The sequence below is a fragment of the Pseudomonas sp. B21-041 genome (assembly GCF_024748675.1).
Taxonomy (GTDB): domain Bacteria; phylum Pseudomonadota; class Gammaproteobacteria; order Pseudomonadales; family Pseudomonadaceae; genus Aquipseudomonas; species Aquipseudomonas neuropathica.
Window position 1 is genome coordinate 4,826,403 of record NZ_CP087175.1, and the last position, 17,189, is coordinate 4,843,591.

Sequence of the window (17,189 nt, forward strand, 5' to 3'; positions counted from 1 at the left end):
TCCCGGTCACTTGATGCAGAAGAAACCTTCAAAGCATATGTACTTGAATATACTGGTTATATCCTTAAAGCCGGCGCGAGATAACATATCCATATTGCCAGCCGTGGAAAAAGGTTCAAGTACGCCTTTCAAACTTCTTGTCTTCGCCAGGATTTCATCGGCGTTATAACCCTGGTCGCGTTTATAATCTACATACAGGCTACTGAGGATGTCTTGAAAGCGCGCATCCGGGCCGCGTACTTTTTCAAACATGATAAAAGCACCGCCCCAGTTCAACGATTCGTAGATACGATCAAACAAGGCTTGGCGAATACGCGGGTGCACGAACTGAATAGTGTAGTACGCAACTATCAGATCGCTTTTTTCATAAGGAAAGGTCAGGATGTCATCGGTAACGAAGCTGACATTGTGCTGCGGCGATGCGCTCAGAAGCTCATTTGCCTTGCGGGTCATGGCGTCTTCCACATCAATGCCCACCCACTTTGCCGAGGCGCAATGACGCTGTGCGAGTTGTCGGGTAAGGGTGCCGGTAGAACTACCCAGCTCGTAACAGGTGCTGTCGCTCTTTACAAAAAAGTCACTGAGCGACAGCACGATATCGTGCCCGTCCTTATATTTAGGTACGGATTTCGATACATGGGAGTCAAAGTGTTGCGGGGTCGTGCCTCCGAAACTCCATGAGGCATTACTGGACTCTACGCCGTCACCGACGGTTTCGTAGAGAGTGGCAGGCGAAGTCATTAGGGAAGACATGTATGTCACATCCTTGTCCGATAACATGGGAGCACTTTAGTGCAACGAGATTCCTTTCTGCTCGACCAGAGAATATCCAGTCTTAATTAATGTGTCATCATTTTTCTGTGGAAAATAATTATTTCATGCGCACCAAACAGGTGCATGAAAACTGACCCAGGAATGTTTGAAGTGCACGCCGTTTTTTGAGTGCGAAGGCTGTGGCGAACCTGCTCCATTTGAGAAGGATGGGAAGCCGTTTCTGGAAGTGCATCACGTTAAGCATATGTCGCAAAAGGGTTCGGACCTTGAGACGAATGTTGTGGCGTTGTGTCCCAACTGTCACCAACGTTGCCACCATTCGGACGACAGAGAGGCTTTCACTGCTTGGCTGTATGACAACGTTGGAAGACTCGAAAAGGAATAATCGCGGTTTATCTGACTAACCCTATTTGTTGTTCTTGAGTCTGCTTCGCACCCCAGCGGAAGCAAGCTCCCTTGCCACAAGGTGGTGCATGGTCTGCAGTGGCGGTGTGGGGATTGAAATCTTGTTGAAGCCTAGAATCGCCAGCAGGCTGCCTCCCACAAATTCCGCATCATCCTGAAAACAATCAGTGCAACCCGCGCCGCCTCCCGCTATTAATACCCCTCCCCCACTCAAGGATCCGAGCCCCACCATGAAATTCGATCTCGCCTACTGCCTCGGCCTCGACGACAAGTTGTCGATCTATGACGTTCGCGATCTCAATTTCGATGAGACGGTGGCGTTTGACTCCGCGAAGGAGCACTTCCAGTGCCCCAACGATGCGTGTCGTTCGGCGTTCGAGGCTTCCAACGAGTTGGGCACGTTCAACGCCAAGAATGTGAATTACGTGCGCACGCCGCACTTCAAGAATCTGCCCACTACCCAGCATGTAGCGGGTTGTCCGTATGTGAGTTTGAAGGTTTCAGCGTCTGGCGTTGAAACGGCGGATGGCGAGGTGGATGACGGGCGTGAGGAACACTTCCCATCAGAGTTGCTGCTCACCCGGCGTGAGTATGTGCGCAAGCCTGTCGCGCCACCGGGGGCGGCGGATGTGTTGCGCGATGATCCGGTGCGGGGGGTGGCGGACACTGGTAAAGAGTCGGCGAGTCGTGAGTCGGCACCGGACAAGACCAGTGTGTTTGCGCACCCGGTGGAGTGCTTTGTTTCGAACTTCGCGGACAAGGAGCTGCTTAAGCGCATGCCGTTGAAGGTCGGCGAGCATACGGCGCCGTACAGTTCGTTCTTCAAGAAGATTGAGTATCTGACGGACAACAAGGGGCTGATTTACTGGGGGCGAATCAAGAAGATTGAGGACTTCCACAGTGGTGCCAGTTTCCGGATCGATTTCGAGGACAAGGTCTGGTTCAAGAAGCCCGAGGACAGTAAGAAGAAGCCGTACCCGGTCAGTGTTTATCTGAACAAGAAGCTGATCGACAACTACCGCAAGCGCAAGGCGTTTCTGGAGGAGATCAAGCACGCGGCGGATAGCGACAAGGCGTTGTTCTGTTTCTTCTATGGGGTGACGCCGGAGTTGAAGCAGGTGCCCGGCAAGAAGAACCCCGAAAAGCCTTTCGAGGTCTTCAATGCCAATATCGAGAACCTGGATCACTTCATTATTCGTGAAGCGCCGGGTTTGGAGTGACGGTTAGCCCTGGGGTAGTTGCAGGTTGACGGCGCCGGGGTGTTGTTTGACGACGGAGTACGGCAGGATCGACCACTCTGGTTCATCGCAAACACGTTGTATGCGCGGGAAGTACGGTCCGAGGTAAATGCCCTTGGCAGTGAAGTGCCAATTCAAAACGCTCCAGACATTTTCATCGGTGTAATCACAGCTGTCCTCATCACCGTCGGCTGGTTTTTTCATTTCGTTGGAATACAGCGTTGTGAATTGTTTGATCAACCACGGCGCCAACACATCGCTCTGATTGCTGGCGTTTGCTCCAGTCGAAGTATTCTCGCGCTCGCCAACCCACAAGACGTCTTGCAGCTTTATGTCTTGGCCAGTGTGAACATTGAGGTTGACGGGGGAGTTACTGACATCGGGGTGCGCGCCACCACAGTCATACCCGGTATTGATGTTCAGACTGACCACGTCCGGTGACAGGAACGTGGGCGCGACACTCTGATACTGCTCGGCATTTTCGCCACCCTGCAGCATGCAGGCGTGGTAGCTGATGACCTCTCGCCAGAGTCGCTCAAGCAATAGCTGATTGATGCGTAGTTGATCTTGCGCCGGGTAGCCGGACGCGACGCTGAACAGTGAAATTTTCGACTCAGGTTCTACCCACCACTGCAGGTTATAACCCATGAAGTTTTCTGTTTTCGCGGGCTTGAGCTTTAGCCCCTGTAAACGCAAATACTCGTAGGGTTCGCTCTTCGGCAGTGTGGCAATGAAAGGCAAAGTCGTTGATGTCGGCGCTGGAAGTTTGGCTTCGGCCAGTTTTACAGGCAACTTCTTGCCCTGCGGACTTTGCCACTCGCCTTGCCAGCCTTCGGCAATGGGTTTCAGTTTCAGCGTCGGCAGCGGCTTGTCATCACCGTAACGATTGTTGCCCTCGGTCAAGGTCAGTGTGCTGTCCTGCAATGCGCCGCTGAGAGGCAAATCGCGATGATATTTCTCGTAGAAATACCGCCCAGTCACTTCATCCGGCTGTGTGGTATTGAGCTCCACGACAATCGGCGTTTTACCCAGCGTACCGGTAAATACGCGCCGCCCATCTTCAGCATGGGCAGTGGAGATCAGTGAGAACAGCACAGCGGCGCACGGTGCCAGGCGCATCAGTCCCTTGAGCATGAATCAATCCTTGAAGGAGTCGGAGGTCGCGTCGGCACACAGGCGCCGACGCTGAAAAATACGCTGCGGATTATGGCGGGGGCGGCTTAACTATTCGAGTTTTCTTGCTCGTACTTTTCAAGCCAGGCTTCGTGCTCCAGCGCCGCAATTTCCCGAGCCATTTGTTGGCGACGCTCCTTGGCAGCATGAAGCTGGACGTCATCAAGAAAGCAGTAATGACGCAGCCAGTGAAGCGCCATTTCCTCATCCGGAAAGTAGTAAGACTTGGCGCCCTTGCTGTTCCTGGGCGTGTCATTCATTTGCTCGTCAAATACCATCGCTGTGATTTCATCCGGTGGCAAAGATCCCGTATGGGCGACCTTGTCTTGGAAATTCCATGCAATCTCATCAATGTGTTTTTGCGCGCTGCGATGGCTACGCCGATAGAACCGTTGATGCTCACAAGTCTGTTTCAGCCGCGCCAACATCAACTCTGGGTTAAGCCACTGCCCGAGGTCATGATGATGGGCGTTGATCACTATCCCCTTGACCCAACGATCCACAAATCGATCAACAAAGTCTTCTGTGTCAGCCTTTTTCGCATCAGCGAAAATCAGGCAATAGCGGGTCTGGACGTGAATGACCAGCAACACATGCTTGCGTTGTACCGTTATCGCGTGCACCAGCCACTGCTCATCAGCGCCGCTCAGCTCATCATCTTCAATGATTGCGGATGGCGGTTTAGCATCCACTGGCGTGATCTTTTTGCCCTTGTGGACACGGCTGAAGAATTTGCTGGCGGCTTCGGTGCAGTTAAAGATCAGCATGCTAGGCCCCATGTGATTTCTACAGAAAAGAAACATATTCTTGCGAACACGCTGACTGATTCCAACCCCCTTCGACGCACTAATCCAGTTTTACTCAGGGCAATTGCAATGGAACGCCGCCGGGGTGCTGTTTGATCAGGTCATAAGGCAGCACGCCCCATTCGACGTATCCGCACACGGCGGCGACATGTGGATACGACGGCGTGACGGTGATGCCGTTTGCGCTGAAGTACCACGATGGGAATGCCCAAGGTTCTTGCTCGTCGTACCCGCATTCGTTTTCGCCTTCCGCAACGACGGTCATTTCCCTGGAATAAAGCTTTAGTAGCTGCGCGACGAGCCAGGGTGAGAATTCTTTGGAGCGGTAGTTGTAATAGTCAGCGGAGGACACAGTAGAGGCGCCTTCCAATCCCTCCACATAATGAAAGGGCTTGCCCTGCCCCACCCACAGAACATCCTCAAGGGTCAGCAACTTCCCTGTTTGCGCATCAAAGTTGAGCGATTCATTGTTCTGATCCGGATAGGCACCGCCACAATAATATTCGGTAGAAATGCGCGCACTCATCACCGAAGACGACAACCATAGCGGCTGACTGGATTGCGAGTAACTCCCCGCACAGCTGAAGTGTGCGTCTACCTCGCCCCACAAGCGTGCCATTAAATATTGATTGATGCGCTCCCGCGCTTGCGGCGAATAACCCGATACCACTTCAAACAGCGAAGCCCCCGACTTCGCCTCGCTCCACCATTGCAGCGTGTAGCCCATCAAGGTTTCGGTTTTGCCTTTTACAAGTTGCAGACCCTGCAACCGTAGGTACTCGTACGGGTTCTTGTCATGCAGTTCGGTGAAATACGGCAAGGCACCAACGGGAACATCGGGGAGCTTGGCGGGCTGTAATTCGACCTTCAGGATCTTCCCATCCGGGTTGCTCCATTCGCCGCTCCAGCCGTCGAGTTTTGGCTGCAAGCGCAGAGTCGGGCGCGAATGGCCATCCATCGCCGCGCCTTCGGCCATCACCAGCGCATCGTCTTCTTTGCTGATGTCCAGCGCCAAGTCTTTTCGGTATTTTTTGTAGAAGTAACGACCCTCGCTGTAGCGAGTGTCGATTTCCACAACGATCGCGGCTTTGCCCAGGGTGCCGGCGTACACCTGTTTGTTGTCTTCGGCCCATATCGGGGTTGAGAGCACTAAACCGGCGAGCATCAACATGCCGGAGATTCGCAACAGTCCGCGATACATCTTTCATCCTTGAGTGACTGGGCTTTTGCCCATGAGAAAACGTTGCGGATTATGTCGAGGTTGCGCGGGGGAATCGAGCGCCGTCGCGCTCAGCTCAAACACATGCTGATCATCACGATCAGCAACAGCCCGATGTACACGCGCGCATGCACCCGATCCGGGATCCGCCCAATCCATGGCGCGGCCAATCGAATCCCGATGAGCGAGCCAACCGTCAGCAGCGCAAACGCCAGCAAATCCACATACCCGACAAACCAAGCGCCCAAGTCAGCCTGACTGAACCCGGCCAACGCCATGTACGTCAGCGTCCCGGCCAATGCCACCGGCACACTCAACGGATTGGCCATGGACGTCGCTTGCGACATGCTCAATCCACAACGGCGCAACAACGGCACGGTCATGACGCTGCCTCCTACACCGAGAAACGTCGCGATGGCGCCAATGCCTACACCACCTGCGGAAGTTTCCGTAGCGCCAAGTCGGCGTGGGATGACGTCTGCGTTTTGCGTGAGGAATCCGCGTCGTAACAGGCAATCGACGATAGTCACGCCGAGGTAGCCGATGAACGCGTAGCGAATCACGTCGCCGCTGACCCACACCGCCGCTATTGCGCCAACGACCGCACCCATCCCGATAAACCCACCCAGCGGCCACAGGTAATGACGGATGAGGTTGCCGGCGCGGCGATGTTTGTCGGTGGCGATCAGGGCGTTGACGATCATCACGCAGGTCGAAGTGGCGACAGCGATGTGCATCGCCGATTGGCCGATCGGGTCATCGGCACCGTGGCTGGCGGTGAGCAGGCGATACAGCAGCGGCACCACGACGAAGCCGCCGCCGAAGCCGAACAGCACGGCGGTAATGCCGGTCAGGCAGCCGAAGAGGGTCAGCAATAAATAGAACATGTCGAGGCGTCCGTTGTGGGAGAGCGGTCGACGATAGAGCGGCAGCGCTTGGCCTGCTTCAGTAAGTCAGCCAATAATGTTTGCGTTTACGCCAACCACCGGGAAACGCCTGATGCGCAATGTTTCGATCAATCTGCTGGATGACACACCGCGCGCGGTGGTGGCGATCGGTACGGATTATTCCCACGGTCACTTGTTGCCCTTTCACACGCATCGCCGGGCGCAATTGTTGTACGGCGCGACCGGTGTGATGCAGGTCAGCACCCATGACGGCAATTGGGTGGTGCCGCCGCAACGTGCGGTTTGGATTCCGCCGGGGGTGGCGCATGAGGTGATGATGCTCGGCGTCAGCACTCGCAGTGTGTATATCGAGCCAGGCGCAGTGGATTTGGGCGAGCGCTGCCAGGTGATCAGTGTGTCGCCGTTGATGCGGCATTTGTTGATGGAGGCGGTGGAAGTGCCGCCGACCTATGACTTGGGCGGACGCGACGGCGTGTTGATCGATCTGTTGCTGCATGAATTGACGCGCAGTGCGCCGCTGCCGTTGCACATTCCGCTGCCGACTGACGGAAAGCTCCTCTCTCTGTGTCAGAACTTTCTGCATCAGCCGTACGCCCATCAATCTCCACAGCAGTGGGCCGAGCAGTTACACATAAGCTTGCGCACCTTCAACAGGATGTTTCGGCAACAGACCGGATTGAGCTTCAGGCAATGGCGGCAGCAGGCCTGCGTGGTTCTGGCGCTGGCACGCTTGGCCTCGGGTGAAGCGGTGACACGAATCGCGCTGGACTTCGGTTATGAGAGCCCGGCAGCGTTCTCGACAATGTTCCGGCGCATCCTCGGGCAGGCACCGTCCGTCTGGTTGGAGGCGGCGAATTAGGGCAAATCAAAAAATGCGTTTGATCCCGGCCGAAAACAACTGTACAAAAACACAGTACATTTTCAATCAGCACTCTTGAGCCCGGAGCACACCATGGCCTCTCTTGCGATGAACCACATCCTCGAACGCATTGCCCTTTTCCAGTTCACCCCGACGCACTGCGTCCAGGCCCGAGCGATGCTGGGCTGGAGCGTGGACCAGCTATCGCGGGAGGCAGAGGTTTCGGTTGAAGACATTCAACGGTTTGAAGCGCAGCAGGACGTAGCGGATGCGGCGCGATTGGCGCTGGCTTACCGGTTCGAGGCGCAGGGGCTGGTGTTCTTTCCAGGGTTTGCACCGGGGCGTAGTGCGAGTGTTCAGGGCGTGTCGTCGGAAGCGATGGGGCGTGGGGATTTTGCGATGGCTGAGTAAGGATAAAAACATGAGCGAGATCGAAGAAAGCACAGGCAATGTTTATCAAGATTTAGAGCTTGAGCATGCAGGCGAGATGCTGCTCAAGTCCGAGTACGCGACCAAATTGATCTCGCTCATCGAGTCCACCGACATAAGCGAATCTGAAGCCGCACAAAGACTGGGAATACCTCTGGAGAACCTGCAGCAATTACTTCGTGGAAAATTTCGAGAAGTGTCGGTTACTACTATGGCTGATTACAGCCGTAAGATTTCAGGGCTTGTTTCTGGAGCAACCGGTTCGCCCCCTTAGGCGCGAACCGTCTTCATCTGATCAGGCGTTCTGCACCACACCCTCACTCTCCCCTTCAACCGCCAACCACCACGCCTCCCCGCGTTGCGGTTGAGCGATGTTAAACGCCTCACCCATCTGCGGCGTGGTAATGGAAATACTGCGTTCCCACGCCAGTGCCAGAATCCGGTCAAACGGTTCGTGCCAGGCGTGCATGGCCAGGTCGAAGGTGCCGTTGTGGATCGGGAAGAGCCAGCGGCCCTTGAGGTCGATGTGCGCTTGCAGGGTTTCTTCGGGCTGCATGTGCACGTGCGGCCATTCGACGTTGTAGGCGCCGGTTTCCATCAGGGTCAGGTCGAAGGGGCCGTACTGTTCGCCGATGCGTTTGAAGCCATCGAAGTAGCCGCTGTCGCCGCTGAAGAAGATCCGCGTGTCGCCGTCGATCATCACCCAGGACGCCCACAGGGAGCTGTTGCCATCGAACAGGCCACGGCCGGAAAAATGCTGCGACGGTGTAGCAACGAAACGGATGCCGGCAATCTCGGCGCCCTGCCACCAATCGTACTGGCGGACTTTGCTGGCTTCGATGCCCCATTTGATCAGCGTGTCGCCGACGCCCAGTGGCGTCAGGAACAGGTTGGTCTTGGCAGCCAGTCTGAGCACGGCCTGGTAATCGAGGTGGTCGTAGTGGTTATGCGACAGAATCACCGCTTCGATCGGCGGCAATTGGTCGATGCTGATCGGCGGCTGGTGGAAGCGTTTCGGCCCGGCCCACTGCACTGGTGATGCACGCTCGGCGAAGACCGGGTCGGTGATGAAGAATTTGTCGCGCAGTTTCAGCAACAAGGTCGAGTGACCGAGGCGATAGACGCTGTGATTGGGCGCTGCCAGCAGCTCTTCCCGAGTCAATGCTTGCACCGGGATCGGCGCAGCGGGCCGGGTGTTGCGCGGTTTGTGGAAAATCATGTTCCACATGATCCGCAGCATTTTGCGCAGGCCTTCGCGTTGCACCGGCGCATGGTTACGAAACAGGCCTTGAGCCTGTCGAGAGGCTTCAGGCGTGGATGTTTTATCCGGGATAGAAACAGGATTGGCCATGACTGAATGACTCCAGAAAAACCGCGCAATTCGCGGTTTCTCCACGGTTGGGACGATAAATGGCCAAGCTGCACGCATAGGCCGAACTGTCTGCTTTTTAGGTTGCGAGGATTAACGCAACATTACACTGCTCGGTGTAGTTTCTAGGTTGCATCAAAGCGGATGACAAGTAAACTGCCAAGTGTAATTTCATCTTTTCTTTGCCGAAGCGTACTTATGACAGCTCCACAGCGCCTCACCGACCGTAAACGCGAAGCCATTATTCAAGCGGCGATTGCCGAATTCCGTGCCAACGGTTTTGAGATCACCAGCATGGACAAGATTGCCGCCACCGCCGGTGTGTCGAAACGCACGGTGTACAACCATTTCCCTAGCAAAGAGGAGTTGTTCGCCGAAATTCTCAACCAGTTGTGGGCACGAATCAGCGCAGAGCAATCCGTCGTCTATAACCGCGATCAGCCCTTGCGCGAGCAATTAAGGCAGATGCTCCAGGCCAAAATGCAGTTGATGGCTGACGAGAATTTCCTGACACTGGCCCGTGTGGCAATTGCCGCCACCATTCACTCGCCGGAGCGCGCGCAGAACATGGTCGAGCGCATGGGCAAGCGCGAGGAAGGTCTGACCGTGTGGATTCGCGCCGCGCAGGCTGACGGCCGACTGAAACCGGTCGATCCGGAATTCGCCGCACAGCAAGTACAAGGCTTGCTCAAGACCTTTGCTTTCTGGCCGCAGATGTCGATGGGCCGTGCCGCCCTCGATGTCGATATGCAGAACAGCGTCGCCGAATCGGCGCTGCAGATGTTTCTGGCCCACTATCAGCTCTAAATCGCCCCTCTCCTGCGCGAACCATCGACTAAATGGCTCGGAAGGACACTGATTATTCCCGTTGGAATAAATGACAATGTCCGACAATCGACCGACGAACGGTTAGCCTGAGAAAATACTGCAAAGTATTTCAGGATGAATTTCGCGCAGGGCATCATGGAAAACCAACGCGGCAAAGGCTTGTCATTCGCCAGACGTATTTATCTGCCCAGAGCCATTGGCTTGGGCGTGGGATTCTTCAGCGTCGCTGCGGCGTTGTATCCGCTGACCATGCCCGACTGGCTGTGGGCGCTGTTGTTGTTTAACGGTTTCGCCTGGCCGCACTTGGCTTACCAGATCTCCACGCGCTCGGCATTCCCGTATCAGGCTGAACGCCGCAATTTGTTATACGACTCGATGTTCGGCGGTTTCTGGGCGGCGTGCTTTCAGTTCAACCCGCTGACCACCGTGACCATCCTGTCGATGATGACCATGAACAACGTCGCCGCCGGCGGCCAACGTCTGTTCGTGTTCGGCGCCCTCGCGCAACTCGCCGGTGTACTGCTGGGCTGGGCGATTTTCGGTGTTAAATTCAGCCTGACGATGACCCAAATGCAAGTCTGGGCCTGCCTCCCGATGCTCACCCTGTATCCGCTCGCGCTGGGCATGGTGTGTTATCACCTGGCGATCAAACTCTCCCAACACAAGCGCGCACTGAGTGCCCTGAGCCGCACCGACAGCCTCACCGGCCTGCTCAATCACGGGGCCTGGAAAGACCTGCTGCACCTGAAATTTCAGCAGTGCCGCCAACACAACACCCAAGCCACGCTGGCGTTGATCGACATCGACCATTTCAAGGAGATCAACGACAGCTTCGGGCACATCGTCGGCGATGAAGTGCTTCAGCAATTGAGTCAGGAGCTCAAACGCCTGCTGGACCAGTACGAATTGGCCGGGCGCTACGGCGGTGACGAGTTCTGCGTGATCCTGCCGACACTGCCCCTGCACAAGGCCGAAGCCCTGATGGAGCAATTGCGCGAGGCATTGCAGCAGTATCGTCATCCGCAGGTGCCAGAGTTGCGAGTGGGCCTGAGTATCGGTTTGGCGCGCTATCAATCCTTGTACAAGGATGTACTGGACTGGCTGGACGATGCCGACAAAGCGCTCTACATCGCTAAACACACGGGCCGCAACACCATCAGTGTGGCCTTGACCAGGACCGCGACTGACAACGCCGACGCCTAAAAAGTTATACAAAATTACAAATAATTACTCTCTTGTACAAGTTTATGAAGTTTTGTATAAGTAGCCATCTGCCAGCTAAGGAATACTGGCATTGAGCAGTCATTGCCGAATGCCGTCCGCGCATTCGGTCTGCCGGCGCGGAAATAGGGACTGAATCCTCGATCTTCCCCACTTCCTGAGTACTGCGAACATGTTCTTTAATCGCCACAAAGCCGTCGTCGACGATCTTCAGCGCACCCTCACCGAACAAGCCGGCTTGCTCGAAGCGATCAATCGCTCGATGGCGGTCATTGAGTTCGACCTCGATGGCGTCGTGCTGCGCGCCAATGACAACTTTCTCAAGACCATGGGTTACACCGCCGAACAAGCGATCGGCCAGCCCCATCGACGTTTTTGCACACCGGAGTTCGGGCGCAGTGCTCAATACACGGATTTGTGGTCACGCCTGAAAAACGGCCAGTTTCAGTCCGGTACGTTTGAGCGGGTCGACGGCAAGGGCCAGCCGATCTGGCTGGAAGCCAGTTATAACCCGATCAAAGATGCCTCGGGACGGGTGGTGAAAGTGGTCAAGTACGCCATGGACGTGACCGCCAAGGTGCAGCGGGAAAGTGAGGCCAATGCCAAGTTACAGGCGATCGACCGGGCAATGGCGGTCATCGAATTCAACCTCGACGGCAGTATTCTCACGGCCAATCAGAACTTTCTGACACGTATGGGTTACACCCTCGCCGAGCTGAAAGGCAAACATCACCGTTTGTTCTGCACGCCGGCACTGGTCAACAGCAGCGCCTATGAGGATTTCTGGCGGCGCTTGAATCAGGGCGAATTGTTCCAGGGGCAGTTCGAACGGGTGGATAAACGCGGGCAAACAGTCTGGCTCGAAGCCAATTACAACCCGGTTTATGACGCTGCCGGGCGCTTGTGCAAAGTGGTGAAATTCGCCTCCGATGTGACCGCGCGCGTCGAGCAACACGAACAGGACGCACGCAGTGCCAGCGCGGCTTATCACATCTCGGTAGCGACGCGAAAAGTCGCCGAGCAAGGTACGCAGGTGATCCAGCAAGCCGCCAGCGAAATGCGCGAAATCGCCGAAGACATTGCCGAGTCTTCAACGCTGATTGCACAACTGGGGGAACGCTCCGAGCAGATCACCGCCATCGTCAACACCATCCGCTCGATTGCCGACCAGACCAACCTGCTGGCCCTCAACGCTGCAATTGAAGCGGCGCGCGCCGGTGAACAGGGCCGCGGGTTTGCCGTGGTTGCCGACGAGGTGCGCCTGCTGGCGGGGCGTACCAGCGGCTCGACGGCGGAGATATCCACCATGATCGGTTTGATCCAGAGCGAAACCCGTCAGGCCATCAAGAGCATGGAAGGCACCCGTGGCCGTGCGGCTGAAGGCGTCGAGTTGGCGAATCAGGCGGGGACGGTGATTCTGCAGATTCGTGATGGTGCCAGTGAGGCGGTGGATGCGGTGAGCATGTTTGCCAATGAACGGGTGCCGGGGTAATCGATGCAGGGTCAGTAGACCGAGGCGCGACCTTCGCGAGCAGGCTCGCTCCCACAGGGAAATGCAATCCAATATGGGAGCGAGCCTGCTCGCGAAAGGGCCATGAGCCGCGATGCAGGACTATAGTGAGCTTCAGTCTCAAGTCCTGCCGAGTGCACCATGACCACTGAAAAACCCGCATTGCCTGAAACAGCTCCCGTCGACCACCTGCGCTTCCACCGCCCCCACGCCCACCTCAACACCACCTTCGGCAACGACAAGTTTGCCCTGCGCGCCGAGGCTTTCGCGCGGTTCTTCGGCACGCCGCTGTTTCTCGGGGCGCAAACCGTGATCGTCGCGGTGTGGATCGGCCTCAACGTGTCGGGCGTGACGCAATTCGACGTTTACCCGTTCATCCTGCTCAACCTCGCGTTCAGCCTCCAGGCCGCCTATGCCGCACCGCTGATTCTGCTGGCACAAACCCGTCAGGCCGCGCGCGACAAGGCACAAGCCGATGCCGATGCGCTACACCGTGAAGCGTTGGCACAGGCCAATACCGAGCGTCAGGCCCAAGCGGCGAAGAACACCGCGCAACTGCTTGAGCTGCTGGAGCAGAACACCCGCCTCACCGAGATGACCAAAAACCTCACCGAACGCATCGCCAGCCTGACCAGCGAGCTGCACGATCATATGCGCCAGAACCCGCAGCGCTGATCACGGCAAACGCAGCGCACGCCCAAGTTCATCGAACAACGTCACCACCGAACGCAAGGCTCGGCAATCCGCGCGGGTCAGCAACCATAACGCAGTGTCGTAACCGTGCAGCGGCTCGCTCAACGCCTGCAAACCGTCGATGATCAGAAAGTCCGGTAACGCCGCCACACCGAGGCCCGCACGAACCAGCTCTGTCACCGACAACATGCTGTTGCAGCGATACCCCGGAGTGACGCCGGGCAAGTGCTGGCGACGCCAGGCGACAGTCGGATGATCGGGCAAAAAGTCATCCGGGGCGATCCAGGTCAACGTCGTCAGATCCGAAGCATCGACATTTTGCAGATAGCGCGAACTGGCGCAGACCCGGTAGGAAATCTTCGCCAGTTGCCGTCCGACCAGATGCTCGGGCGGTGTCCGCGTCAGGCGCAGAGCAATGTCGGCATCACGGCGACTGAGGTTGGCGAAGTCGTTGGAGGTGCTCAGTTCAAGGGTCAGCGCCGGATAATTGGGCATGAACTGCGCCAGCGCCGGCAGCAGCAAACCCTGCAACACCGAATCGGTGCAGGTCAGGCGCACCGTGCCGCTGACCACTTCGCCGCCCTGCTCCACGCCGATACGTGCGGCTTCCAATGCCTGTTCGGCGCGTTCAGCTTGCTCGGCCAGCGTCTGCGCGAGGTTCGTCGGCAGGTAACCGGCGCGGCTTTTTTCGAACAATTGCTGACCGAGTGCGGCTTCGAGACGGCGCACGGCGCGAAACACCGTCGACACGTCGACCTTCAATAGCTGCGAAGCACGGGCCAGGGAGCCGCCACGCACCAAGGCTAGAATCAGGGCGAGATCGGGGTAGTCGAGCTGATAGTGCGTCACTGCATTAATCACTTGGGGAAACGCCCATATTGAGTGCGTGAACGCCAATCTATAGTGAGCACCATCAATCAACAAGCGCAGGGAACTCCCATGGAAAACAGCGCCGTCCGTATCGCCCTGATTGGCGATTACGACCCGCAAGTCACCGCCCACCAAGCCATTCCCGTCGCCCTCGGTCTGGTCGCCGAACACCTCAATCGCAACGTGCAATTCGAATGGCTGGCCACCGAGCAGATCCACGCCGATACACCACTCGGCGATTTCGACGGTTTCTGGTGCGTACCGGCCAGCCCCTACAAAAGTGAAGAAGGCGCACTGCGAGCGATCCGTTTTGCCCGCGAACAGCAGCGCCCTTTCCTCGGCACCTGCGGCGGCTTTCAGCATGCCGTGCTGGAATTTTCCCGCAACGTGTTGGGCTGGGTGGATGCGGAACATGGTGAAACATCACCCGACTCAGAACGCGCGGTACTCACGCCGTTGACATGTTCGCTGGTCGAAGCGGTGGACAGCATTCACTTGGTGCCCGGATCGTTGATCGCCAAGGCGTACGAAACGTCTGAGATTCGTGAAGGTTATCGCTGCCGCTTCGGTGTGAATCCGCTGTTCGAACGGCAACTGTTGAACGATCGGCTACAAGCTGTCGGTCATGATTCGTCAGGGGATTTGCGCGCGATTGAACTTAAGGATCAGCGGTTCTTTGTCGCCACGCTATTTCAACCGGAACGTGCGGCGCTCAAAGGGTTGATGCCGCCGCTGGTGCGCGCGTTTGTCGAAGCTTGTGCGGAGGCACGTTGATGGCTTCCTGCTTTGCGGTGATTTTTACCTCGACTCGAACCGAGGGTGACAACGGCTATGCCGAGGCCGCTGAGCGCATGGCTGAGCTGGTCAGTGAGCAGCCGGGGTTTCTTGGGGTGGAGTCAGTCAGAGGCGCGGATGGCGTCGGGATTACGGTGTCGTATTGGCAGAGCGAAGCGGCGATTCTAGCGTGGCGGCAGAACCCGGAGCATCGGGTGATTCAGGAGCGTGGGCGCTCGGAATGGTATTCGGCGTTTCATACGCGGGTGTGCAAAGTCGAACGCGAGTATCGGTTCAGCCTGTGATGTTGGTGGTGAACTCACCGGCCTCATCGCTGGCAAGCCAGCTCCCACAGGTACGATGTGATCTTCAGAGCAACGCATAACCTGTGGGAGCTGGCTTGCCAGCGATGAGGCCCGTACAGCCACTAAAAAACTTCAGCCCTGCACCAGACTCCGCACCGCGACAATCTCCGGCACTTCAACCTTGCTCATATACACCCGCAACGGCTCGGTGATGTTGATCCGGTCATCGATATTCTGATCCAGCAGCAACTGAATCAACTCGCGTTTAAGCGTCATGGTTTGCGCTGTCGCCGGCGCCCAGACGAATTCACTCACAGGAATAATGCCGTCATCCGCCACGTCCATGCCGAACGAATCTTCGCTGAAACGCACGATGTATTGACCGGTCTTGCGGTTGAGGCCGACAAACCCCTTGAGATCGTCGGCAGCCTGGCAGATGAGTTGGGAGGTGATGCGCATGGTAAACCTCACGAAAAATGATCGATGGTTTACACGCAGGGCAACGGAGCGGCGCGCCCTCTGCCGGGACGTCTGCCGAGGGCAAGCGTACTGCAAACCGCGCCACAAAAGTGCAGGAAAAATCGCTTTTAATACGTTTATGTCGGTCCTGCGATAGCACGCAATCGATTCAGTTGTTAAAAGGTAGGTCTTTGAAAATGCCCTGCGAAAGGAACTCGAACATGCCCGCCACTTTCACCAAAAGCGCCCTGGTTCTGAGCCTGCTGCTCGGCCTCGGTCAGGCGCACGCCGCCAGCCACGCTGATCCCGACGCCGTTGCTGCGGCCCACGGCATCCCGCACCCAGCGGTGATCGCTCACCGTGGCGCGTCCTTCGATGCACCGGAATCCACCGCAGCGTCCTACAAACTGGCCCGCGACCTGGGCGCCGATTACCTGGAAATGGACCTGCAGCGCAGCAAGGACGGCGTGCTGTTCGCCCTGCACGACGACAACCTGCAACGCACCACCGACGTCGCCAGCAAGTTTCCGGAGCGCAAGGACGCCTCGGCCACCGCGTTCACCATGGCCGAACTGAAAACCCTCGACGCTGGCAGCTGGTTCAACGCCAAGTACCCCGATCGCGCGCGCCCTTCCTACGCCGGGCTGAAAATTCTGACCCTCGATGAAATCATCGACATCGCCCAGGCCAACCCGCAACACAAGCCGGGCCTGTACATCGAGACCAAAGAGCCGCAGCTGTTTCCCGGGATCGAGAAAGACCTCAAGGAAAAACTCCAGGATCGTGGCTGGCTGAGCCCGGCCGGTTCGAAGCTGGCGAAAAGCGCACTGGGTGTGGGTCAGGGTAAAGGCAAGGTGATCCTGCAGACGTTCGAGAAGAACAGCCTCGCCCTGCTGGAAAAAGAAATGCCGCAAGTGCCGAAGATCCTCCTGCTATGGGTTGGCGAAGGCAGCATCGAGCCAAAATCGAAAGTGACCTTTGCCGAGTCTGGCGAGAAAGACAAAAACGTTTTCTACGGCAAACAAGAGCCGAAGTCCGAAGCCGAATTCAAGCAATGGGTGGATTACGCCAAGGCCCAAGGTGCCATCGGTACCGGCCCGTCGGCGAAGCTGACCAAGGGCGGCGACCAGAGCTATTCGGATCTGGTGCAACCGTGGATGAACCAGTACACCCATGATCAAGGCCTGCTGGTGCACGTCTACACCGTCGATGAGCCGGTGGACTTCGACAAAGTCATGGCGGCCGGTGTCGACGGCATCTTCACCAACCGCGCCAGCGAATTGTTGAAGTTCTACAAACGCCCGGCGGCTGGCACGGTTGATCAGGTGTTGAAGAACAACGGCTTCTGA

General features: G+C 56.9%; 18 protein-coding genes and 3 pseudogenes. 13 read left to right on the forward strand and 8 right to left on the reverse strand.

Annotated features, from left to right (window positions below; translation table 11 throughout):
- Positions 1 to 6: 6 nt before the first annotated feature.
- The gene (locus LOY43_RS21435; RefSeq protein WP_256587276.1) at positions 7 to 753 is read right to left on the reverse strand and encodes a methyltransferase domain-containing protein; all 747 of its coding nucleotides are present in this window, start codon (positions 751 to 753) and stop codon (positions 7 to 9) included.
- 190 nt (positions 754 to 943) lie between these two features.
- Between LOY43_RS21435 and LOY43_RS21440 the strand changes: the two are divergent.
- Positions 944 to 1,159, forward strand: a pseudogene (locus LOY43_RS21440) (HNH endonuclease); the annotation flags it as partial.
- A 250-nt stretch (positions 1,160 to 1,409) separates the two neighbouring features.
- A complete protein-coding gene (locus LOY43_RS21445) occupies positions 1,410 to 2,399 on the forward strand; it encodes a hypothetical protein (protein WP_258708693.1) in 990 nt (329 codons plus the stop codon).
- 3 nt (positions 2,400 to 2,402) lie between these two features.
- Here LOY43_RS21445 and LOY43_RS21450 read toward each other — a convergent pair whose 3' ends face one another.
- The 4 genes from LOY43_RS21450 to LOY43_RS21465 form a co-directional block, all read right to left on the reverse strand.
- Positions 2,403 to 3,551, reverse strand: coding sequence for a hypothetical protein (locus tag LOY43_RS21450; protein ID WP_258708694.1), 1,149 nt, complete (start codon positions 3,549 to 3,551; stop codon positions 2,403 to 2,405).
- A gap of 86 nt (positions 3,552 to 3,637) precedes the next feature.
- Positions 3,638 to 4,357: a DUF6933 domain-containing protein gene (locus LOY43_RS21455; protein WP_258708695.1), complete on the reverse strand. Its 720-nt coding sequence runs from the start codon at positions 4,355 to 4,357 to the stop codon at positions 3,638 to 3,640.
- Between the two features lie 94 nt (positions 4,358 to 4,451).
- Positions 4,452 to 5,597, reverse strand: coding sequence for a hypothetical protein (locus tag LOY43_RS21460; protein ID WP_258708696.1), 1,146 nt, complete (start codon positions 5,595 to 5,597; stop codon positions 4,452 to 4,454).
- Positions 5,598 to 5,686: 89 nt separating this feature from the next.
- Complete coding sequence (locus tag LOY43_RS21465; protein WP_258708697.1) at positions 5,687 to 6,502, reverse strand: sulfite exporter TauE/SafE family protein; 816 nt, start codon at positions 6,500 to 6,502, stop codon at positions 5,687 to 5,689.
- Between the two features lie 112 nt (positions 6,503 to 6,614).
- On the opposite strand from LOY43_RS21465, the gene LOY43_RS21470 reads away from it, so the two are divergent.
- The 3 genes from LOY43_RS21470 to LOY43_RS21480 all read left to right on the forward strand — a co-directional run bounded on the left by LOY43_RS21470 (position 6,615) and on the right by LOY43_RS21480 (position 8,085).
- Positions 6,615 to 7,382: a helix-turn-helix domain-containing protein gene (locus tag LOY43_RS21470; protein WP_258708698.1), complete on the forward strand. Its 768-nt coding sequence runs from the start codon at positions 6,615 to 6,617 to the stop codon at positions 7,380 to 7,382.
- 93 nt (positions 7,383 to 7,475) lie between these two features.
- Entirely contained in the window at positions 7,476 to 7,793 is a 318-nt protein-coding gene (locus LOY43_RS21475; RefSeq protein WP_150693326.1) for an XRE family transcriptional regulator, read from the forward strand.
- Between the two features lie 10 nt (positions 7,794 to 7,803).
- Positions 7,804 to 8,085, forward strand: a complete 282-nt coding sequence (locus tag LOY43_RS21480) for a helix-turn-helix domain-containing protein (protein WP_064387601.1) — start codon at positions 7,804 to 7,806, stop codon at positions 8,083 to 8,085.
- A gap of 21 nt (positions 8,086 to 8,106) precedes the next feature.
- On the opposite strand, the gene LOY43_RS21485 is transcribed toward LOY43_RS21480, so the two are convergent.
- On the reverse strand, positions 8,107 to 9,162 hold the full coding sequence (locus LOY43_RS21485) for an MBL fold metallo-hydrolase (RefSeq protein ID WP_258708699.1): 1,056 nt from the start codon (positions 9,160 to 9,162) through the stop codon (positions 8,107 to 8,109).
- 216 nt (positions 9,163 to 9,378) lie between these two features.
- Between LOY43_RS21485 and LOY43_RS21490 the strand changes: the two genes are divergently transcribed.
- The 5 genes and pseudogenes from LOY43_RS21490 to LOY43_RS21505 all read left to right on the forward strand — a co-directional run bounded on the left by LOY43_RS21490 (position 9,379) and on the right by LOY43_RS21505 (position 13,414).
- On the forward strand, positions 9,379 to 9,987 hold the full coding sequence (locus LOY43_RS21490; protein ID WP_095048142.1) for a TetR/AcrR family transcriptional regulator: 609 nt from the start codon (positions 9,379 to 9,381) through the stop codon (positions 9,985 to 9,987).
- 156 nt (positions 9,988 to 10,143) lie between these two features.
- The gene (locus tag LOY43_RS21495; protein WP_258709943.1) at positions 10,144 to 11,211 is read left to right on the forward strand and encodes a diguanylate cyclase; all 1,068 of its coding nucleotides are present in this window, start codon (positions 10,144 to 10,146) and stop codon (positions 11,209 to 11,211) included.
- A gap of 280 nt (positions 11,212 to 11,491) precedes the next feature.
- A pseudogene (locus LOY43_RS28915) lies at positions 11,492 to 12,175 on the forward strand (PAS domain-containing protein); the annotation flags it as partial.
- Between the two features lie 108 nt (positions 12,176 to 12,283).
- Positions 12,284 to 12,721 (forward strand): annotated as a pseudogene (locus LOY43_RS28920) (methyl-accepting chemotaxis protein); the annotation flags it as partial.
- A 159-nt stretch (positions 12,722 to 12,880) separates the two neighbouring features.
- On the forward strand, positions 12,881 to 13,414 hold the full coding sequence (locus tag LOY43_RS21505; RefSeq protein WP_095048144.1) for a DUF1003 domain-containing protein: 534 nt from the start codon (positions 12,881 to 12,883) through the stop codon (positions 13,412 to 13,414).
- On the opposite strand, the gene LOY43_RS21510 is transcribed toward LOY43_RS21505, so the two are convergent.
- On the reverse strand, positions 13,415 to 14,356 hold the full coding sequence (locus LOY43_RS21510) for a LysR family transcriptional regulator (RefSeq protein ID WP_220556868.1): 942 nt from the start codon (positions 14,354 to 14,356) through the stop codon (positions 13,415 to 13,417).
- A 15-nt stretch (positions 14,357 to 14,371) separates the two neighbouring features.
- Between LOY43_RS21510 and LOY43_RS21515 the strand changes: the two genes are divergently transcribed.
- Positions 14,372 to 15,076, forward strand: coding sequence for a CTP synthase (locus LOY43_RS21515; protein ID WP_220556869.1), 705 nt, complete (start codon positions 14,372 to 14,374; stop codon positions 15,074 to 15,076).
- A complete protein-coding gene (locus LOY43_RS21520) occupies positions 15,076 to 15,381 on the forward strand; it encodes an antibiotic biosynthesis monooxygenase (protein WP_095048147.1) in 306 nt (101 codons plus the stop codon). Before LOY43_RS21515 ends, LOY43_RS21520 begins: the two co-directional genes overlap by 1 nt.
- 132 nt (positions 15,382 to 15,513) lie before the next feature.
- Here the strand turns inward: LOY43_RS21520 and LOY43_RS21525 are convergent, their stop codons facing one another.
- On the reverse strand, positions 15,514 to 15,840 hold the full coding sequence (locus LOY43_RS21525; protein ID WP_258708700.1) for a DUF2025 family protein: 327 nt from the start codon (positions 15,838 to 15,840) through the stop codon (positions 15,514 to 15,516).
- Positions 15,841 to 16,061: 221 nt separating this feature from the next.
- On the opposite strand from LOY43_RS21525, the gene LOY43_RS21530 reads away from it, so the two are divergent.
- Positions 16,062 to 17,189, forward strand: a complete 1,128-nt coding sequence (locus tag LOY43_RS21530; protein ID WP_095048149.1) for a glycerophosphodiester phosphodiesterase — start codon at positions 16,062 to 16,064, stop codon at positions 17,187 to 17,189.

Coding starts and splice junctions, on each gene's coding strand:
- LOY43_RS21465 (WP_258708697.1), bottom strand. CDS start 6,502: ATGTTCTATTTATTGCTGACCCTCTTCGGCTGCCTGACCGGCATTACC.
- LOY43_RS21490 (WP_095048142.1), top strand. CDS start 9,379: ATGACAGCTCCACAGCGCCTCACCGACCGTAAACGCGAAGCCATTATT.
- LOY43_RS21495 (WP_258709943.1), top strand. CDS start 10,144: ATGGAAAACCAACGCGGCAAAGGCTTGTCATTCGCCAGACGTATTTAT.
- LOY43_RS21505 (WP_095048144.1), top strand. CDS start 12,881: ATGACCACTGAAAAACCCGCATTGCCTGAAACAGCTCCCGTCGACCAC.
- LOY43_RS21530 (WP_095048149.1), top strand. CDS start 16,062: ATGCCCGCCACTTTCACCAAAAGCGCCCTGGTTCTGAGCCTGCTGCTC.
- LOY43_RS21470 (WP_258708698.1), top strand. CDS start 6,615: ATGCGCAATGTTTCGATCAATCTGCTGGATGACACACCGCGCGCGGTG.
- LOY43_RS21480 (WP_064387601.1), top strand. CDS start 7,804: ATGAGCGAGATCGAAGAAAGCACAGGCAATGTTTATCAAGATTTAGAG.
- LOY43_RS21445 (WP_258708693.1), top strand. CDS start 1,410: ATGAAATTCGATCTCGCCTACTGCCTCGGCCTCGACGACAAGTTGTCG.
- LOY43_RS21435 (WP_256587276.1), bottom strand. CDS start 753: ATGTCTTCCCTAATGACTTCGCCTGCCACTCTCTACGAAACCGTCGGT.
- LOY43_RS21485 (WP_258708699.1), bottom strand. CDS start 9,162: ATGGCCAATCCTGTTTCTATCCCGGATAAAACATCCACGCCTGAAGCC.
- LOY43_RS21475 (WP_150693326.1), top strand. CDS start 7,476: ATGGCCTCTCTTGCGATGAACCACATCCTCGAACGCATTGCCCTTTTC.
- LOY43_RS21515 (WP_220556869.1), top strand. CDS start 14,372: ATGGAAAACAGCGCCGTCCGTATCGCCCTGATTGGCGATTACGACCCG.
- LOY43_RS21450 (WP_258708694.1), bottom strand. CDS start 3,551: ATGCTCAAGGGACTGATGCGCCTGGCACCGTGCGCCGCTGTGCTGTTC.
- LOY43_RS21525 (WP_258708700.1), bottom strand. CDS start 15,840: ATGCGCATCACCTCCCAACTCATCTGCCAGGCTGCCGACGATCTCAAG.
- LOY43_RS21520 (WP_095048147.1), top strand. CDS start 15,076: ATGGCTTCCTGCTTTGCGGTGATTTTTACCTCGACTCGAACCGAGGGT.
- LOY43_RS21455 (WP_258708695.1), bottom strand. CDS start 4,357: ATGCTGATCTTTAACTGCACCGAAGCCGCCAGCAAATTCTTCAGCCGT.
- LOY43_RS21460 (WP_258708696.1), bottom strand. CDS start 5,597: ATGTATCGCGGACTGTTGCGAATCTCCGGCATGTTGATGCTCGCCGGT.